General features: G+C 71.2%; 11 protein-coding genes. 6 read left to right on the forward strand and 5 right to left on the reverse strand.

The window, feature by feature from the left end:
* Positions 1 to 66: 66 nt before the first annotated feature.
* Positions 67 to 804, forward strand: coding sequence for a DUF2793 domain-containing protein (locus tag ACIPQB_RS06690; protein WP_446484433.1), 738 nt, complete (start codon positions 67 to 69; stop codon positions 802 to 804).
* Between the two features lie 6 nt (positions 805 to 810).
* Here ACIPQB_RS06690 and ACIPQB_RS06695 read toward each other — a convergent pair whose 3' ends face one another.
* Entirely contained in the window at positions 811 to 2,985 is a 2,175-nt protein-coding gene (locus tag ACIPQB_RS06695) for a prolyl oligopeptidase family serine peptidase (RefSeq protein ID WP_446484434.1), read from the reverse strand.
* Positions 2,986 to 3,332: 347 nt separating this feature from the next.
* Here ACIPQB_RS06695 and ACIPQB_RS06700 point away from each other — a divergent pair, with 347 nt between their 5' ends.
* Entirely contained in the window at positions 3,333 to 3,899 is a 567-nt protein-coding gene (locus ACIPQB_RS06700; protein ID WP_446484737.1) for a TMEM165/GDT1 family protein, read from the forward strand.
* Between the two features lie 75 nt (positions 3,900 to 3,974).
* Positions 3,975 to 7,562, forward strand: a complete 3,588-nt coding sequence (locus ACIPQB_RS06705) for a hydantoinase B/oxoprolinase family protein (protein ID WP_446484435.1) — start codon at positions 3,975 to 3,977, stop codon at positions 7,560 to 7,562.
* A 203-nt stretch (positions 7,563 to 7,765) separates the two neighbouring features.
* On the opposite strand, the gene ACIPQB_RS06710 is transcribed toward ACIPQB_RS06705, so the two are convergent.
* Positions 7,766 to 9,343, reverse strand: a complete 1,578-nt coding sequence (locus ACIPQB_RS06710) for an aldehyde dehydrogenase (NADP(+)) (protein WP_446484436.1) — start codon at positions 9,341 to 9,343, stop codon at positions 7,766 to 7,768.
* A 236-nt stretch (positions 9,344 to 9,579) separates the two neighbouring features.
* Here ACIPQB_RS06710 and ACIPQB_RS06715 point away from each other — a divergent pair, with 236 nt between their 5' ends.
* The 3 genes from ACIPQB_RS06715 (at position 9,580) to ACIPQB_RS06725 (ending at position 14,525) form a co-directional block, all read left to right on the forward strand.
* On the forward strand, positions 9,580 to 11,601 hold the full coding sequence (locus ACIPQB_RS06715) for a glycoside hydrolase family 97 catalytic domain-containing protein (RefSeq protein WP_446484437.1): 2,022 nt from the start codon (positions 9,580 to 9,582) through the stop codon (positions 11,599 to 11,601).
* An 11-nt stretch (positions 11,602 to 11,612) separates the two neighbouring features.
* Positions 11,613 to 13,334 (forward strand): glycoside hydrolase family 43 protein, encoded by a 1,722-nt coding sequence (locus tag ACIPQB_RS06720; protein ID WP_446484438.1) that lies wholly within the window; start codon positions 11,613 to 11,615, stop codon positions 13,332 to 13,334.
* 117 nt (positions 13,335 to 13,451) lie between these two features.
* Positions 13,452 to 14,525, forward strand: coding sequence for a LacI family DNA-binding transcriptional regulator (locus tag ACIPQB_RS06725; RefSeq protein WP_446484439.1), 1,074 nt, complete (start codon positions 13,452 to 13,454; stop codon positions 14,523 to 14,525).
* Between the two features lie 182 nt (positions 14,526 to 14,707).
* Here ACIPQB_RS06725 and ACIPQB_RS06730 read toward each other — a convergent pair whose 3' ends face one another.
* Genes ACIPQB_RS06730 through ACIPQB_RS06740 form a run of 3 tightly spaced genes read right to left on the reverse strand, consistent with a single transcriptional unit; the run spans position 14,708 to position 18,102 of the window.
* Positions 14,708 to 15,628, reverse strand: coding sequence for an ROK family protein (locus ACIPQB_RS06730; protein WP_446484440.1), 921 nt, complete (start codon positions 15,626 to 15,628; stop codon positions 14,708 to 14,710).
* Positions 15,625 to 16,833: a glycoside hydrolase family 88 protein gene (locus ACIPQB_RS06735; RefSeq protein WP_446484441.1), complete on the reverse strand. Its 1,209-nt coding sequence runs from the start codon at positions 16,831 to 16,833 to the stop codon at positions 15,625 to 15,627. Before ACIPQB_RS06735 ends, ACIPQB_RS06730 begins: the two co-directional genes overlap by 4 nt.
* Positions 16,834 to 16,836: 3 nt before the next feature.
* Positions 16,837 to 18,102, reverse strand: coding sequence for an oligosaccharide MFS transporter (locus tag ACIPQB_RS06740; protein WP_446484442.1), 1,266 nt, complete (start codon positions 18,100 to 18,102; stop codon positions 16,837 to 16,839).
* Positions 18,103 to 18,368 lie beyond the last annotated feature (266 nt).

Raw genomic sequence — 18,368 nt, forward strand, 5'->3', positions numbered from 1 at the left:
CAGATTGGTCCTCCCTGTCTCGCGGCGGGCTGAAACTGCAGGGGTCGAACCCTTCAGGAGCAAGCCATGTCCGACGACGCCACTCCCCGCCTGTCGCTGCCCTATGTGGCGGCCGGCCAGGCCCAGAAACACATCACCGTCAACGAGGCCTTCGCCCGCCTGGACGGCCTCGTCCAGCTGGCGGTCGAGAGCCGGGCGGTCGCCGCCCAGCCGGCCGCGCCCGCCGACGGAGCGGTCTACATCCTGCCGGCCGGCGCCGCCGGCGCAGCCTGGGCCGGCCAGCCGGCGGGCGTCCTGGCCCGCCATGAGGCCGGGGCCTGGGACCTGCTGACGCCGGCGGCCGGCTGGCTGGCCTGGGTCAAGGACGAGGGCGTCGCCGTGGTCTTCGACGGGGCGGCCTGGACGCCGCTGTCGGCGACCTTCAGGAGCCTGACCGCCGCCCGCTCGCCGTTGCTGGCCAACACCCGGCTCGAGATCCTCGAACAGGAGGTGACCCTGGCCGGCGCCGCCACGGCCACGACGGTGATGATCCCCAGCCGGGCGATCGTGCTGGGCGTCTCGACCCGAACCAGCGTCGCGGTGACTGGCGCAACGTCCTACAGCTGCGGCGTGGCCGGCGAGACGGGCAAGTTCGGCTCCAGCCTCGGCGTGGCCAAGAACGCCAGCAACATCGGGGTGGTCGGCCCGACGGCCTATTACGCCGACACCCCGGTGGTGATCACCGCCGCCGGCGGGACCTTCACCGGCGGCAAGGTGCGGGTCGCCATCCACCTGATGCGGTTCGATCCGCCGGCGGCGGCCTGACGGGGCCTAGGGCGCCTTGGGCTGGAACTCCGGGTCGCCCAGCGCCTGGAGCAGGAACGCTTCGACGTCGGCATAGAGTTGGTCGCGCTGGGCCTTGGTCGAGCCGAAGCCGTGGCCGGCGTCGAAGTCCACCCGCAGCCGCACCGGGCCGCCCGTGCTGGCCGCCTGCATCCGCGCCGCCATCTTGGCCGGCACCCAGCCGGGCACGCGGTGGTCGTTCATGCCGGCGGAGATGATGGTGGCCGGATAGGCGGTTGCGTCGGCCACATGGACCAGGGGGCTCATGGCCTTCAGCGCCCGGTAGCCAGCCTCGGTCCGGGTCGAGCCGAACTCATTGACGTTGGCGGGGCCGCCCTCGGTGGTTTCGAACCGCAGCATATCGGCCATCGGCACGCCCATGAAGGCCGCGGCGAACAGGTCGGGCCGTTCGGTGACCGCGCGGCCGATCAGGACGCCGCCGGCGCTGGTGCCGGTGCCCGCCAGCTTGGCCTTCGACGTGTAGCCTTCGGCGATCAGCGCCTCGCCGGCGGCGATGAAATCGCGCCAGGTGTTGGGCTTGGTCGCTTCCTTGCCGGCCAGGTGCCAGGCCTCGCCATATTCGCTGCCGCCGCGGACATGGGCGTTGGCGTAGACGCCGCCGCGCAGCACCCAGGGCAGCATCCGCGGCTGGAAAAAGGGATCCGCCGAGATGCCATAGGCGCCGTAGGATTCCAGCAGGGTCGGCGCCGAGCCGTCTCGCTTCATGCCTTTGAGGTGCAGCACGTCGACGGGGATGATCGTGCCGTCCGGGGCTTTAGCCTCGATGCGGTCGACGACGATGGCCGACAGGTCGAAGGGGAACGGCCTGGCCAGCGCCAGGCTGGCGGCGGGTTTGTCGGCGGACAGGCGGAAGGCTTCGGGCGGCCGGGCCCAGGACTGGAACAGGCCCAGCGCGCCAGGCTGGTCGATTTCCGCCGTGAGGGCGTCCACCGAGCCGACGAACGGCGCGGAGACGGGCCGTATCGCGCTGTTCCAGCCGATGTGCGAGACGGCGTAGGCTCCGCCTTCGGCCCGGGCCACATAGAGGCCGTCGGCGGCCACGGCCAGGGCGGACAGCGCGCCGCCCTCGCCCGGGGCGACCTGGCGGGCATGGGCCATGTCGGGCTTGCTCAGGTCCAGCTCGACGATCCGGCCATAGGGCGAGCCCAGGGTGGTCGCCACCCAGGCCTTGCCGCCCCTCACCGCCGGCAGGATCGAGCCGCCCGAACCCAGGCCGAGGATCACCAGCTTGTCGGCCAACGAAGCGATCTTGCGAAAGACGGGACGGCCGGCGGCGACGCTGGCCGCCGGTGCGATCCAGGCCTCGCCATAGGGCGAGACCCCGTCCTGGATGAGCAGGAAGACGACGTCGGCGCCCTTGGGCTGGTAGGCGAAGGGAATGCCGTCGCGGCCGTTTCCGGAGTCGGGCCGGCTGGCCTCGAAGATCTTGACGTCCTTGGCCGGATCCTCGCCGACCACGTGGCGCCAGACCACTTCGTCCTGGAAACGCTCCTGTTCCGGCATCCCCGGGGTCGGGATCTTCAGCCGCGTGTAGAGGAAGCTTTTGCCGTCCGGCGCCCAGTCGGGCTGGGCGAAGCGGGCGCGGTCGATCGATTCCGGCAGGGCCTGGCCGCTGGCCACGTCGAGCACGTGCAGGACCGCATCCTCCGAGCCGCCGCTGGTCAGGGTGTAGGCGATCCTGCGCCCGTCGGGCGACGGGACGTAGGCGCTCAGCGACACCGGACCGCCGTCGGCCTTCATCGGCTCGGGATCGATCAGCATCCGTGGCTCGCCGCCGGCAAGATCGCGGACGAACAGCTTGGGGACGCCGGCGCCGGGCGGACGCAGCAGGAAGAAGACCTTGTCGCCGCGCACGTCCAGCGACGTGGGTGTGGCGGTGGCGGCGGTGAAGGCGGCGATGGACTCGCCCAGCGCCTTGCGGCCGGGCAGGGCGGCGATCTCGGCGCGGGTGACGTCGTCCTGTCCCTTCATCCAGGCGGCGAACTCCGGGTCGCGAGCCTCCATCCAGTGATAGTCGTCGACGACCGTCTCACCGAAATAGTGGTCGACATGGGGCTTGGTCGCCGCCTTGGGCGGTTGGGCCGCCATCGTCATGCTGGCCGACAGCAGCGCGATCGCCGCGCCCAGACCGATCGTCCGCATCCCAGGACCCCCAATGGTTGCGCTCGCAGTGAGGGGTGGGATCGCGTCGTCGGTCAAGCTCGGTGAGTGGTCCCTGGGCGCCCGTCGGCCGTTCCGCCCAATAATGCGCGTGTCAGGCGCATTGACCGCCGTCCGTTGTCCCGCTACTCCCTCGCCCACCTTTGGGGAGTAGCCGCCCGCGCCGATCAGCGGGGCCCGCCGTCAACACACTTGTCTCTTGAGGCATGGCGCGGGTGAAGGAGGCCATCGGCTTCCGCGGCGAGACCAATGGCGTCGGTTTCCGTTCCGGGCTGGGCGGGGGCTCCGACGCTATTGGCGTGCGCTCGGCCCAGGACCTGTTTGAACCCATGGAATCCCTGCTCGTATCCGCCCTGGTGGTGGCCATCGCCGAGATCGGCGACAAGACCCAGCTGCTGGCCATCATCCTGGCCACGCGCTTCAAGAAGCCCGCGCCGATCATCCTGGGCATACTGGTGGCCACCCTGGCCAACCACGCCCTGGCCGCCCTCGCCGGGTCGTGGGCCGCCAGCCTGCTGGACGGCGCCTGGTTCAAGTGGGCGATCGCCATCTCGTTCCTGGCCATGGCCGCCTGGGCCCTGATCCCCGACAAGGCCGACGACGACATGGCCGGCGGGGCGGGCCGTTACGGGGTGTTCGTCACCACCGCCGTCGCCTTCTTCCTGGTCGAGATGGGCGACAAGACCCAGATCGCCACCGTCGCCCTCGGCGCGCGGTTCCACGACGTCCTGTGGGTCGCGGCCGGCACCACCCTGGGCATGATGGCGGCCAACATCCCGGCGGTCTATCTGGGCGAGGCCGCGACGAAGATCGTGCCGCTGAAATATGTTCGCCTGGGCGCGGCCCTGGTGTTCCTGGGCCTGGGCGTCTGGGCGGCGATCGCGGCGATGGGTTAGCCCGGCGGCGCATCTCACCTTGATGCGAACCTCCCCCACCGCCAAAAGAAGGTCCTGACCGGAGTCCCACGAAACATGACCGAGCGCGGCTGGGAGTTCTGGATCGACCGCGGCGGCACCTTCACCGACATCGTCGCGCGGCGTCCGGATGGCGGCCGGGTCACCCGCAAGCTGCTGTCGGACAATCCCGAACAGTACGAGGACGCCGCCGTGGCCGGGGTGCGGGCGATTCTCGGCGACGGGCCGGGCGTCATCGACGCGGTCAAGATGGGCACCACCGTGGCCACCAACGCCCTGCTCGAACGCCAGGGCGAGCCGACGGTGCTGGTGATCACCCGCGGCCACGCCGACGCCCTGCGCATCGGCTACCAGGCCCGGCCCCGGCTGTTCGACCGCCAGATCGTCAAGCCCGAGGCCCTCTACGACCGCGTGGTCGAGATCGACGAGCGGATCAGCGTCGAGGGGACGGTGCTGCGGCCGCTCGACGAGGCCGCGGCCCGGGCCGGGCTGCAGGCCGCCCTCGACGCCGGCTTCCGGGCGGTGGCGATCGTGCTGCTGCACGGCTTTCGCTTCACCGATCACGAGGCCCGGGTCGCGGCGATCGCCCGGGAGATCGGCTTCACCCAGGTGTCGGCCAGCCACGAGGTCAGCCCGCTGATGAAGCTGGTCGGGCGCGGCGACACCACGGTGGTCGACGCCTATCTGTCGCCGATCCTGCGCCGCTATGTCGACCGGGTGGCGGACGCCCTGGGCCGGGAGACACGGCTGCTGTTCATGCAGAGCAACGGCGGCCTGACCGACGCCCGCGCCTTCCGGGGCAAGGACGCCATCCTGTCCGGTCCAGCCGGCGGGGTGGTCGGCATGGCCCGGACCGCCGCCCAGGCCGGGTTCGAGCGGGTGATCGGCTTCGACATGGGCGGCACCTCGACCGACGTCTGCCACTACGCCGGCGAGTACGAGCGGGCCTATGAGACGGTGGTGGCCGGGGTGCGGATGCGCGCGCCGATGATGAACATCCACACCGTGGCGGCCGGCGGCGGCTCGATCTGCACGTTCGACGGCGCGCGGTTCCGGGTCGGGCCGGCCTCGGCCGGGGCCAATCCCGGCCCGGCCTGCTACCGGCGCGGCGGGCCGCTGACCGTCACCGACTGCAACGTCATGCTCGGCAAGCTGTCGCCGGACTTCTTCCCGGCGGTGTTCGGGCCGCACGCCGACCAGCAGCTGGATCGCGAGGTCGTGGTCGCGCGGTTCGAGGCCCTGGCCGCCGAAATCCTCGCCGCCACCGGCAAGGCGATGACGCCGGAGGCGATCGCCGAGGGCTTCGTGACCATCGCTGTGGAGAACATGGCCAAGGCGGTGCGGCAGATCTCGATCCAGCGCGGCTACGACGTCACCCGCTATGTGCTGGCCTGTTTCGGCGGGGCCGGCGGCCAGCACGCCTGCCTGGTGGCCGACGCCCTGGGCATGCGATCGGTGATGATCCACCCGTTCGCCGGGGTGCTCAGCGCCTACGGCATGGGCCTGGCCGACCTGCGGACCCTGCGCGAGGCGACGGTCGAGCGGCCGCTGGCGGAGGCCGATGACCTTGCGGCCCGCGCGGCGGCCCTGGCGACCGAGGCGGAGGCCGCCCTGCGCGCTCAGGACGTGCCGCTGGTCCGGGTCGAGACGGTCGCCAGCCTGCTGGTCAAATATGCCGGGACCGACACCCCGCTGCGCGTGCCGCTCGCCGACCCGCCGGCTGTGCGCGCGGCTTTCGAGACCCTGCACCAGCGCCGCTTCGGCTTCGTCTCGCCGGCCACCGCCCTGGTGGTCGAGGCCCTGGCGGTCGAGGCCATCGGTCATGCCGACGCCGGCGCGGCGCCCGACCTCGGCTGCGGCGCGCCTTCGGAGGCCTTCGTCCCTCTGGCGACGGTGTTGGCCCGGATGGCGGGGGCCGAGCACGCCACCCCGGTCTTCGACCGCGCCGCCTTGCCGATCGGCGCCCAGGTCGCCGGCCCCGCCATCGTCCGCGAGGCTACCGGCACCACGGTGATCGAGCCCGGCTGGCGGGCCCGGGTCGACGCTCACTTGAACCTGATCCTCGACCGCGTGGTCGCCACGCCCAAGCGCCAGGCGGCGGGCGCGGACGCCGATCCGGTGATGCTGGAGGTGTTCAACAACCTGTTCATGGCCGTGGCCGAGGAGATGGGTTTCGCCCTGCAGAACACCGCCTATTCGGTCAACATCAAGGAGCGGCTGGACTTCTCCTGCGCCCTGTTCGACCGCGACGGGAAGCTGATCGCCAACGCCCCGCACATGCCCGTGCACCTGGGCTCGATGGGCGACAGCGTCCGGGCGGTGCGCGACGGGCGTCTGCACGACGGCCGGGGCCTCTTGCCCGGCGACGTCTACATGCTCAACGCCCCCTATAACGGCGGCACCCACCTGCCGGACGTCACGGTGGTCATGCCGGTGTTCGACCAGAACGAGGTCCTGACCTTCTACGTCGCGGCCCGCGGCCACCAGGGCGACATCGGCGGGATCACGCCGGGCTCGATGCCGCCCAATAGCCGCACGGTCGAGGAGGAGGGGGTGCTGATCGAGAACTTCCTGCTGGTCGAGGACGGGCGGTTCCGCGAGGCCGAGGTCCGGGCCCTGCTGGCCTCGGGCAAATGGCCGGCCCGCAATCCCGACCAGAACATCGGCGACCTCAAGGCCCAGGTCGCCGCCTGCGCCCGCGGCGCCGAAAGCCTGACCAGCCTCGTCGCCGAGTTCGGCCAGGACGTGGTCGAGGCCTATATGGCCCACGTCCAGGACAATGCCGAGGAAGCGGTGCGGCGGGTGCTGGCGACCCTATCGGACGGGGCCTTCGCCTATGAGCTGGACGACGGCAGCGTGGTCAAGGTGGCGATCAGCGTCGACCGCGCGGCCTGCACCGCCCGGGTCGACTTCACCGGCACCAGCGCCCAGGTCCCGACCAATTTCAACGCCCCGGCCTCGATCTGCCGGGCGGCGGCGCTCTATGTGTTCCGCACCCTGGTCGACGACGAGATCCCGATGAACGACGGCTGCCTGCGGCCCGTCGAGCTGGTCATCCCCGAGGGCTCGATGCTGCGGCCGCGCTATCCGGCCGCTGTGGTGGCCGGCAATGTCGAGACCAGCCAGGTGGTGGTCGACGCCCTCTACGGCGCCCTGGGGGTGATGGCCGCCGCCCAGGGGACGATGAACAACTTCACCTTCGGCGACGACCGCCGCCAGTACTACGAGACCATCTGCGGCGGGGCCGGGGCGGGGCCGGACTTCGACGGCGCCGACGCGGTCCAGACCCACATGACCAACAGCCGCCTGACCGATCCGGAAGTTCTGGAGAGCCGCTATCCGGTGCTGGTCGAGGCCTTCTCGATCCGCCGCGGCTCGGGCGGGGCCGGGACCCATCGCGGCGGCGACGGGGTGGTGCGCCGGATCGGCTTCCGCGAGCCGATGACCGCCACCCTGCTGTCCAACCGCCGCCGGGTGGCGCCGTTCGGGCTTTGCGGCGGCGAGGCAGGACGGTTGGGATCGGCGCGGGTCGAGCGGGCGGACGGCGCGGTTCAGGCGCTCGGCGCGACCGACGCGGTCGAGGTCGCGGCGGGCGACGCGATCGTCATCGAGACGCCGGGGGGTGGGGGGTATGGCCCTGCATAATCCCTAAATCCGCTCATCCCGGCGAATGCCGGGACCCAGATCCCATAGCTTTGTGGTGGATTGGATGAGTGCTGAGTTCTTGGAACCCACCTCAAAGCCATTCCATCTGGGTCCCGGCATTCGCCGGGATGAGCGGAACTTTAAGTGCGTCATCAGACCGCCATCCCCGCATGAAGCGGAGGATGGCGATATAAATTGAGCGCTTAGCCCAGCACCACCTTGCCATCCACCCGCCGGGCGATGCCCAGCGGGTTGGCGTCCTGCAACTCGGCCGGCAGCAGGGCCGCCGGCAGATTCTGGTAAGATACCGGCCGCAGGAAGCGGAAGATGGCCAGGGAGCCGACCGAGGTGGTGCGGCTGTCGGAGGTCGAGGGGAACGGACCGCCGTGGACCATGGCGTGGCCGACCTCGACGCCGGTGCCGAAGCCGTTGATCAGAACCCGGCCGGCCTTCAGCTCGAGGGTCGGCAGCAGGGCGCGGGCCAGGTCGGTGTCGGCCTCGTCCATGTGCACGGCGACGGTCAGCTGGCCTTCGAGGGCGGCGAGCACCGCCAGCAGCTGGGCCAGGTCCTTGGCGCGGACCACCAGGGAGGCGGCGCCGAACACCTCGTCCTGCAGGTGCGGGGTGGCCAGGAAGGTTTCGGCGGCCACCGAGAACAGGGCTGCGCGGCCGTGGCCGTGGCCGCCGTCCTGGCCGTGGGCGACCGGGGTGACGCCTTCGGTGGTCTCCAGGGCGTGGACGCCGCCGGTATAGGCCTTGCAGATGCCGGGGGTCAGCATCAGGCCGGCCGGGGCCTTGGCCACCACTTCGGCGGTGGCGGTCAGGAAGGCGTCCAGCTCGGGGCCGTCGATGGCCAGGATCAGCCCGGGATTGGTGCAGAACTGGCCCGCGCCCTGGGTCAGGGCGGCGACGAACTCGGGGGCGATGGCGCCGCCGCGGGCTTTGAGGGCGTTGGGCAGCAGCAGGACCGGGTTGATGCTGCTCATCTCGGCATAGAAGGGGATCGGTTCGGGCCGGCCCTGGGCGATGGCCAGCAGGGCCAGGCCGGCGCGGCGCGAGCCGGTGAAGCCGGCGGCCTTGATCCGCGCGTCGGCCACTAGGCCCTGCGAGATCTCGATGCCGGCGTCGTGCAGCAGGGCGAAGACGCCGCTGGGCAGGCCGGCCTCGGCGACGGCGGCCTGGACCGCGCGGCCGACCAGCTCGGACGTGCCCGGATGGGCCGGGTGGGCCTTGACCACCACCGGGCAGCCGGCCGCCAGGGCCGAGGCGGTGTCGCCGCCGGCCACCGAGAAGGCCAGCGGGAAGTTCGAGGCGCCGAACACCGCCACCGGGCCCAGCGGCACGTTGCGCAGGCGCAGGTCCGGGCGCGGCAGGGGCTTGCGATCGGGCAGGGCCGGGTCGATGCGGGCGTCCAGCCAGCCGCCGTCGCGCAGCACGCCGGCGAACATCTTCAGCTGGCCCATGGTGCGGCCGCGCTCGCCTTCGAGGCGGGCCCGGGGCAGGCCGGTCTCGGCCATGGCCCGGACGATCAGTTCGTCGCCGATCGCCTCGATCTTGGCCGCGATGGTTTCTAGGAAGGCGGCGCGCTGCTCGGGCGAGGTGGCGCGATAGGGGCCGAAGGCCGCCGCCGCCAGGGCGCAGGCGGCGTCGAGGTCGTCGCGGGTGGCGCCGCCGAAGGCCGGGGCCAGGGCCTCGCCGGTGCTGGGGTCGACCGCATGGATCGGGCCGCCGGTTCCGGCGCGTGCGGCGCCGTCGATCAGGAGTTCACCGGTGAGGGGCAAGGGGCGGTCCTTCCATGCAGGCGTCAGGACGCCCTTAGATGATACCGCTCCCATGGTCGTCAAGGCGGCGCGGGGCGCGGAGGCTGCATTCCGATCGCCGCGGGCGCGAACCGATGGGGCCCAGTCCCGCCCTCGCCGGAGGGCATGGCGGGCCGAGGATCAAACCGTCGCTTGCCAAGGTCGGGCCAGGCGAGCAAAGATATCGATACCATAAGAAGACGACCGGGAGGAAGCACATGGCGGATCGCGAGCCTCGGCCGGCGCGGCTTGGACCGGCTTCGATCGCCCTGAACCCTGCCGACGCGCGCATGACCCGCCGCCTGTGGCTGTCGTCCGCGGCCGGCATTGCCGGCGCGGCGCTGGCCGGCGCCGCCTCCGCCAGCCTCGCGGCCGCTTCCGACCCACTGGGCGTCAGCTCGCCCGACGGCCGGTTGCGGCTTGAGCTCAGCTTCCACGGCCCATGGCCGCGCTGGGCCGTCCGCCGCGACGGCCAGGCGGTGCTGGCCCCCAGCCGCCTGGGCCTGATCCTGAAAGACGGAACGCCGCTGGGCCCCGGCGCCCGGGTGACCGGCGTGCGCCGCCGACGGCTGTCGGGGAGCTGGACGCCGACCTTCGGCCTGCGCGACCGCTATGACCAGGCCGCCTCGGAGATCACCGTCGACCTGCGCGACCCGCACACCGGCGTGGAATTCTCGGTGGTCGGGCGCTGTTATGACGCCGGCTGCGCCGTGCGCTACGTCCTGTGCGGCGCGCCCGGCGGGGCGGGGCTGACCCTGGCCGGCGAGGCGACCCATTTCAACCTGCCGGGCGGGGCCGAGGTCTATGCCAGCCGCGACGAGGGCGAGTACCAGCGGACCGCGCCGGCCGGGCTGGGGCCGGCGGCCCATCCGGACCTGACCGGCAGCTCCGATGTCGGGCCGCTGGCCGACCTGCCGGTCACCGCCGTGCTGAAGGGCGCGACCATGCTGATCGCCGAGTCCGACCGCCTGCACTATCCGCGCGCCATGCTGCGGCCGGCCGCCGACCCCGCCGAGGGGCTGGCGACGCACCTGATGCAGTTCCCCGGCCGGGCGACCGGCTGGTCGGGTCCCGGCGACACGCCGCTGGCCCCGACCTTCGTCCTCGATGTCGGCCAGGCCACGCCCTGGCGGGTGCTGGTCGTCGCCGACCAGCCGGCCGGCCTGATCGAGCGGGCCGACCTGATCCCGACCCTGGCGACGCCCAACATCCTGGGCGACGTCGGCTGGGTGAAGCCGGGCCGGGCGGTGCGGATCCGCAAGCCCTACAGCACCGCCGGCGCCCTGGCGGTGGTCGACTTCGCCGCCGCCCGCAAGCTCGATTATGTGGAGTTCGACGCCCACTGGTACGGCGACGGGACCGATCCGGGCGACGCCACCGTGCCGATTCCCGCCCTCGACATGCCGCGGATCATCGCCGCCGCCCGCGCCAAGGGGATCGGCATGATCCTCTATGTCGACCGCGTGCCGGCCATGCGCCAGCGCGACGCCATCCTGAAGACCTACCAGGCCTGGGGCGTGGCCGGGATCAAGTTCGGCTTCGTATGGGAGGGGCGGCAGGCCGACAACGACTTCATCTTCGATCTGGTCAAGGCCTGCGGCGAGCATCGCCTGCTGGTCAATCTGCATGACAACCTGCGCCCGGCCGGGCTGGAGCGGACCTTGCCCAATTATGTCGCGCTGGAAGGGGTGCGCGGCAACGAGCAGTTCCCGACCGCTCGCCACAATGTCACCCTGCCGTTCACCCGCGCCGCAGCCGGGCCGATCGACTACACGATCTGCTACGCCAACCCCAGGAACCAGACCACCAACGCCCACCAGCTGGCCATGGCGGCGGTCTACTACAACCCGCTGACCTTTCTCTATTGGTACGACACCCCCGACAAATACGCCGGCCGCGACTGGCCCGACCTGCGCTGGTTCGACGAATGCCCGACCACCTGGGACGAGACCCGGGCCCTGTCAGGGGCGATCGGCGAGCATGTGGTCGTCGCCCGCCGCCACGGCCGCCGCTGGTTCCTGGGCGCGATGACCAACGAGCAGGCGAGGGTGCTGCCGACCGCCCTGGCCTTTCTCGGCGCCGGGCGGTGGAAGGCGACGATCTTCGCGGACGGCCCTGCGGCCGGCGCGGCCAGCGACACGCCGGTGGTCATCCGCGAACAGATCGTCGAGGCGCGAACCACCCTGGCGCTTGACCTCAAGCCGAGCGGCGGCCAGGCGATCCTGTTCGAGCCGCTGTGATGGAGATGCGCGTGAAGTCGAGTCTCGCCCTGGTCCTGCTGCTGACCCTCGCCGGCCTGGCGACGGCCCGCGCCGACGCCGCAGCGCCCCAGGCCGTCTGGCTGCCGGACCGCGGCGACGGGACCTACGCCAACCCCGTGCTGGCGGGCGACTATTCCGATCCGGACGTGGTGCGGGTGGGCGAGGCCTACTACCTGACCGCCTCGTCGTTCACCAACGTCCCCGGCCTGCCGATCCTGAAGTCGACGGACCTGGTCAACTGGACCCTGATCGGCCACGCCTTGCCGAAGATCACCCCGGCCGCCCATCACGCCGTTCCGCGGCGCGGCGGCGGCGTCTGGGCGCCGGCCATCCGGCATCGCGACGGCAAGTTCATGATCTACTATCCCGATCCGGACTTCGGGATCTTCTTGGTCACGGCGACCGATCCGGCCGGGCCGTGGAGCGATCCGGTGCTGGTCGACGACAGCAAGGGGGCGATCGACCCGGCCCCGTTCTGGGACGACGACGGCCAGGGCTGGCTGGTCCATGGCTGGGCCAAGAGCCGTGCGGGGATCAACAACATCATCAGCGCCAAGCGGCTGAACGCCGCCGGCGACCGGACGGCAGGCGAGGCGATCACCCTGATCGACGCCGACAAGCTGCCCAAGGTCGCCACCTCCCGCGGGCCGATGCCGTGGATGACCACCGAGGGCCCCAAGCTCTACAAGCGCGACGGCTGGTACTATGTGTTCGCGCCCAGCGGCAGCGTGAAGGGCGGCTGGCAGGGGGTGTTCCGGTCGCGCGCCCTGCAGGGCCCCTATGAGGGCCGCGACGTGCTCGACCAGGGCTCGACCCCGATCAACGGGCCGCACCAGGGGGCCTGGGTGACCACTCCGGCCGGCGAGGACTGGTTCCTGCATTTCCAGGACACCGACTCCTACGGCCGCCGGGTCTGGCTGGAGCCGATGCGCTGGAAGAAGGGCTGGCCGGTGATCGGCCAGGACCGCGACGGGAACGGCATTGGCGAGCCGGTGCTGACCTGGCGCAAGCCGGCCGGCGCCTCGGCGGGAGCACCCACCGCGCCGCCGACCGACGACGCCTTCGACGGCCCGCTGTCCCTGGCCTGGCAGTGGAACGCCAATCCCCAGGACGACTGGAGCAGCCTGGACGCCCGTGCGGGCTTCCTGCGGCTGAAGTCCATTTCCTCGCCCGAGAACCTGTGGGAGGCCGGGGCGCTGCTGACCCAGAAGCTGCCCGGGCCGCGCTTCACGGCCACCACCAAGCTCACCGCCGCGCCCAAGGCGGTCGGCGAGCGGGCCGGCCTGGTGATGTTCGGCGCCGACTACGCCTGGATCGGCCTGGAGAACCGGGCCGAGGGCCTGAGGCTGGTCCGCGTCGACCGGACCGGGGCGGACGCCTTCAAGCCCGAGACCGTGACGGTCGGGGCGGAGAAGGCTCCGGCTACCGTCTATCTGCGGCTGACGGCCGAGCCGGTCACCGTCGCCGACCCGCCGCCGGGCTTTTCGCCCTACTGGCCGTCGATGCTGCGCTCGACCCACGCCAAGGTCCGGTTCAGCTACAGCTTCGACGGCGTGACCTATGTCGAGCTGGGCGCGCCGTTCATCAGCCGTCCCGGACGCTGGGTCGGCGCCCAGGTCGGGCTGTTCGCCCAGGCGCCGGCCGGAACGGCGGCCAACACCGCCACCCGGATCGGCTGGACCGACGTCGACGGCTTCCGGGTGACGCCGTGAGGCGCTCCGGCGGGCCCGCAGCGCCGGTTGAACCGGGAGATTCTTCTTCCTATGAGGGGAGCGGGCGGCGCGCCGTGCGCCAGGCCTCGCCCCGTCGACATCCTTAGGAGCCACGACTTGGTCAAGGCGCGCGACGATCTTTCGGCCCCGACGGTTCCCGACAACGGGCGCGCGGTCACGATCCACGACGTGGCCCGCCACGCCGGGGTCGGCTCGATGACGGTGTCGCGGGTGATCAACGGCGGCAAATATGTCAGCGCGGCGATGCAGGCCAAGGTCATGGCCTCGGTCAAGGCGCTGAACTATTCGGTCAATGTCGCGGCCCGCAACACCCGCTCGGGCCTGACGGCGGCGCGGATCGGCGTGCTCTACAGCAACCCCAGCGCCTCCTATCTGAGCGAGTTCATGATGGGCGGGCTGGAGCAGAGCTCGCGCCTGTCCAGCCAGCTGGTGCTGGAGAAGTGCGGCGGCCTGGCCAGCCAGAAGACGGCGGTCAAGCGCCTGCTGGAAGCGGGGGTCGACGGGGTGATCCTGCCGCCGCCGCTGTGCGACTCGCGGCCGACGATCAACATGCTGCACGCCGCCGGGGTGACCGTGCTGGCCATGGCCACCGCCCGGCCGGTCAGCGACGTGTCGTCGGTCCGCATCGACGACTTCCAGGGCGCCCTGGCCATGACCCGCTACCTGGTCGAGCTGGGCCATACCCGGATCGGCTTCATCCAGGGCGACCCGCAGCACACCCCCACCGAGGTCCGCTACGAGGGCTTCGTCGCCGGCATGGCCGAGGCCGGCCTGGCGATCGCGCCCGACTGGGTCGTGCCGGGGATGTTCACCTATCGCTCGGGTCTGGCTGCGGCCGAGCTGCTGCTGACCGGACCGACACGGCCGACCGCGATCTTCGCCAGCAATGACGACATGGCCGCCGCGGTCCTGGCCGTCGCCCACGGCCAGCAGATCAGCGTGCCGGACATGCTGACCGTCTGCGGCTTCGACGACACCGCCGTCGCCACCACGGTCTGGCCGGAACTGACCACCATCCACCAGCCGATCGCGGCGATGGGCCGGGCCGCGGTCGCCCTGATCGTCGACGAGGTCAAGGCCCAGAAGGCCGGCGCCGATCCCAAGCCCAGCCACCAGTTGATGAAGTTCACCCTGATCAAGCGCGGCTCGTCGGGACCGCCGGCGGGCTGAGGCGGCTGGGGTGTTGAGTGCGGTGACCGCACTTCTCCCGTCTCCCCGGCGAAGGCCGGGGCCCAGATTCAGCCGTCGCATTGGACGCTAATCCGAAACACACAGCCTTACGATCTGGGCCCCGGCCTTCGCCGGGGAGACGGAGTAGGGGAAGACGGAATCGAAATCGCGTTCCGCGCGCCCTATCCCGCCGTCTCGACCGTCTGCGCCGCGTTCCACAGCCGGGCGGCGCCGCGCACGCCGGAGGCGTCGCCCCAGACGGCCGGGGCGATCCTGGCCCGCCAGCGGTCGGAGAACACCCGCGGCGCGATGGCCTCCGGCAGCCGCTGGTAGATCTCGGCGACGTTCGAAAGTCCGCCGCCCAGGACGATGGCGTCGGGGTCGAGGATGTTGCACAGCACCGCCACTGCCCGCCCCAGGCGGTTGATGTAGCGCTCGAAGGCGGCGACGGCGTAGGGCTCGCCGGCCCGGAAGCCGGCGATGATCTCCTCGCCGGTCAGGGCCTGGCCGGCGTGGCGGGCGTAGTCGTGCCGCAGGCCGGTGCCCGACACCCACATCTCCAGGCAGCCGTGCTGGCCGCACCAGCAGCGCGGACCGGGGGTTTCCTCCGGCGAGGGCCAGGGCAGGGGCATGTGGCCCCATTCGCCGGCGATGCCGTTGGGACCCTCGACCAACTGGCCGTCGACCACCAGGCCGCCGCCGCAGCCGGTGCCCTGGATGATCGCGAAGGCGACCTTGGCCCCGGCCGCCGCGCCGTCGACCGCCTCGGACAGGGCCAGGCAGTTGGCGTCATTGGCCAGGCGCACCGGCCGTCCCAGGGCCGCCGACAGGTCCTCGCGAAAGCGCCGGCCGTTCAGATAGACCGAGTTGGCGTTGCGCATGACGCCGGTGGTCGGCGAAATCGAGCCGGGCGCGCCGACGCCCACCGTGCCGCGGCCGCCGGCCTGCTGCTCGACCTGGGCGACCAGGTCCAGCACCGTGGCGATCGCCGCGTCATAGGCCCCGGGGTTGGGCGCGCGCACCCGGGCTAGGTAAGCGCCCGAGGCGTCCAGGGCCGCGGCCTCGACCTTGGTGCCGCCGAAATCGATGCCGATCTGGATCACCAGTAGGGCTCCCAGGCCCGAGTCAGCCGCACGAGCGCCTCGAGGAAGAAGTAGTCGCCCCACAGGCAGGCCTCATCGACCCCGACCCTGTTGGGCATGTGATAGACGCCATGGGCCAGGATCCCGGTCCCGGGCTCACCCAGCGGCAGCAGGTAGCGGGTTCCCAGAGTCTCGACCGTGGCCAGGGCGGCGGCCTCGTAAGCGGCGCGGTCGGGGTCGAGCAGCGGCAGGGCCCGGGCCAGCTCCAGCAGGCCGCAGGCGGCGATGGCGGCGGCCGAGCTGTCGCGTTCGTGCGGCGGGCCGGTGAACACCAGGTCCCAGCAGCAGACCAGGTCGTCGGGCAGGCGGTTGAGATAGTAGGTGGCCAGGCGGGCGCTCAGCGCGATCAGGTCCGGATCGGCCTTGTAGCGGTGGACCAGCGGGAAGCCGCTGATCCCCCAGGCCTGGCCGCGGGTCCAGCAGGAGTCGTCGCTGAACCCCTGGTGGGTCTTGCCCTCGCGCGGCGCGCCGGTGACCGGGTCCATGAAGAAGGTGTGGAAGGTCGAGCTGTCGGGCCGGACGATGTAGCGGGCGGCCTGGGCGATGTGGCTGTCGGCGGCGCGGGCGTAGTCGGGGTCGCCGGTGACCTGGCTGGCCCAGTAGAGCAGGGGGAGGTTCAGGTTGCAGTCGATGATCATCCGCCCGGCCTGGGCGGGGTCGGAAAGATCGCCCCAGGCCTGGATGATGCCGGCGGCCGGCAGGTAGCGCTCCAGCAGCAGGTCGGCCGCCTGCAGGGCGGTGTCGCGGGCGCAGGCGTCGCCGATCAGCTTCCAGGCCGCCACGCAGGACAGCGAATAGAGAAAGCCCAGGTCGTGGTGGTCGACATTGATGCGGTCGTCGATCCGCCGCTTGAAGGTCTTGACCTGGACCTCAGCGGCCTGGCGGTAGCGGGCCTGCCCGCTGGCCTCGTAGGCCAGCCACAGCATCCCGGTCCAGAAGCCGTTGGTCCATTCGCTGTTGTCGATGGCCGGATAGACGCCGTCGACGCTCGACGGGGCCGGGAAGGCGTCGGTGAAGACCGCCAGGTTGCGGTCGATGCGCTCAAGGACGGCGGCAAGGATCGCGTCCAGTCGGTCGCGTCCGGTCGGGGGGCGGGCGCGCAGGGCCGGGCCCAGGCGCAGGGGCTCGCGGCCGGCGGCGGAGAGGGGAGGGGAAGCTTGGGTCATGAACTAGTCGGCCTTGGCCAGGTCGGCGTCGGGAAGCGGGGTGGCGAGCCGGCGGTCGCCCCGGCGGCCGGCGGTCGGCGGGGTCGGCGACAGGCTGAACAGCGAGGCGGTCCAGAACAGGGCCGCGCCCAGGGCGATCAGCAGGTAGGTGTGGGGAAAGCCGATCAGGTCGTAGCTCTTGCCGACGATCGGCGACAGCACGGCCAGGCCCAGCGAATGGCCGAAGCTGACGCCGACCAGATAGAGGGTCGAAGCCAGGCGGCTTTCGAAATGGGCGGCGATGTAGCGGAAGATCGACACCGCCAGGATCGGCAGCTCCAGAGAGTGCAGCATCTTCATCGCCGAGATGGCGACGGGGCCCTCGACCAGGCCCGAGCCGGCGATGCGGAAGATCATGATCGCCGCGGCCAGCAGCAGGCCGGTCTTGGCCCCGATGCGGTTGACGATGAACGGGGCGACGAACAGCATCCCCGCCTCGACGAAGATCTGGGCCGAGTTCAGATAGCCGAACATCGCCGCGCCATGCCTGGGATCGGCGAACTGGGCGGCGTAATAGGCCGGGAATTGCTGGTCGTAGACCAGGTAGAGGTTGGTCACGCCGAGGATCAGCACCATGAAGCCCCAGAACTTGGGCAGGCGCAGGATGGCCAGGGCGTCGAGGGGCTTCAGGCTCTCGGCGCGGCTCTGCTCCTGCGGCGCGGCTTCCACGCGGGTCAGGGCCAGGATCGGCAGCAGCAGCAGGCCGGCGACCGAGGCCAGGGAGAAGTTGATCAGCGGATCGATGTTGTAGAGCCGGCCCGAGAAGAAGGCGGCGAAGGCGAAGCCCAGCGAGCCCCACAGCCGGGCGCGGCTGTATTCGAAGCCGTCCTTGCGGCCGACCCGATCGACATAGGACTCCAGCGCATAGCTGCCGGCGATGAAGGTGACGCCCAGATAGAGCCCGCCCAGCACCGCGCCCAGGGGCAGGTTGGTCTTCAGCAGCGGGCCGTAGACGAAGGCGAAGAAGCCGCCCGACAGCATCACCAGCACGGCGATGGCCCACAGGATGGTCTTCTTGAAGCCGACCTTGTCGGACAGGAAGCCGTAGAGCGGCTGCGAGGCCATGGCGAAGACGAAATTGGCCGAAAACACCACGCCGGTCTGGGCGCCGGTCAGGCCCAGGGTGCGCTTGAGCCACAGGGCCAGCAGCGAAATGCTCATCGCCTGGGCGAAGAAATAGAGGAAGAGGAAGGCGCTGAGCAGCACATAGTTCTTCTTCAGGCCTGTCATCGCGTCACTCCCTGCCCAGGCGATCGTCGCGCTGCTTCGGCGCGACGCGTTCGCACGCCCCGGTCTCCCTGGCTATAGTCGATATTGATAACGATACCAACCAAATTTGCCGTGAACGGGGTGCGGCGAAACGTCGGACTTGCGCCACGCTTGTGATAACGATACCAATAATATCGCGGTTCGGTCGAGCCGCCCCTGCATCCTTCTCGGGCCTGATCCCCCCCTGCCGAGGCGGGGCGCCGGCATGGCCGGCGCCCCGGTCTTTT

It is taken from the genome of Caulobacter sp. LARHSG274, assembly GCF_052871235.1.

Coding starts and splice junctions, on each gene's coding strand:
- ACIPQB_RS06715 (WP_446484437.1), top strand. CDS start 9,580: ATGGCGGATCGCGAGCCTCGGCCGGCGCGGCTTGGACCGGCTTCGATC.
- ACIPQB_RS06700 (WP_446484737.1), top strand. CDS start 3,333: ATGGAATCCCTGCTCGTATCCGCCCTGGTGGTGGCCATCGCCGAGATC.
- ACIPQB_RS06705 (WP_446484435.1), top strand. CDS start 3,975: ATGACCGAGCGCGGCTGGGAGTTCTGGATCGACCGCGGCGGCACCTTC.
- ACIPQB_RS06740 (WP_446484442.1), bottom strand. CDS start 18,102: ATGACAGGCCTGAAGAAGAACTATGTGCTGCTCAGCGCCTTCCTCTTC.
- ACIPQB_RS06690 (WP_446484433.1), top strand. CDS start 67: ATGTCCGACGACGCCACTCCCCGCCTGTCGCTGCCCTATGTGGCGGCC.
- ACIPQB_RS06695 (WP_446484434.1), bottom strand. CDS start 2,985: ATGCGGACGATCGGTCTGGGCGCGGCGATCGCGCTGCTGTCGGCCAGC.
- ACIPQB_RS06735 (WP_446484441.1), bottom strand. CDS start 16,833: ATGACCCAAGCTTCCCCTCCCCTCTCCGCCGCCGGCCGCGAGCCCCTG.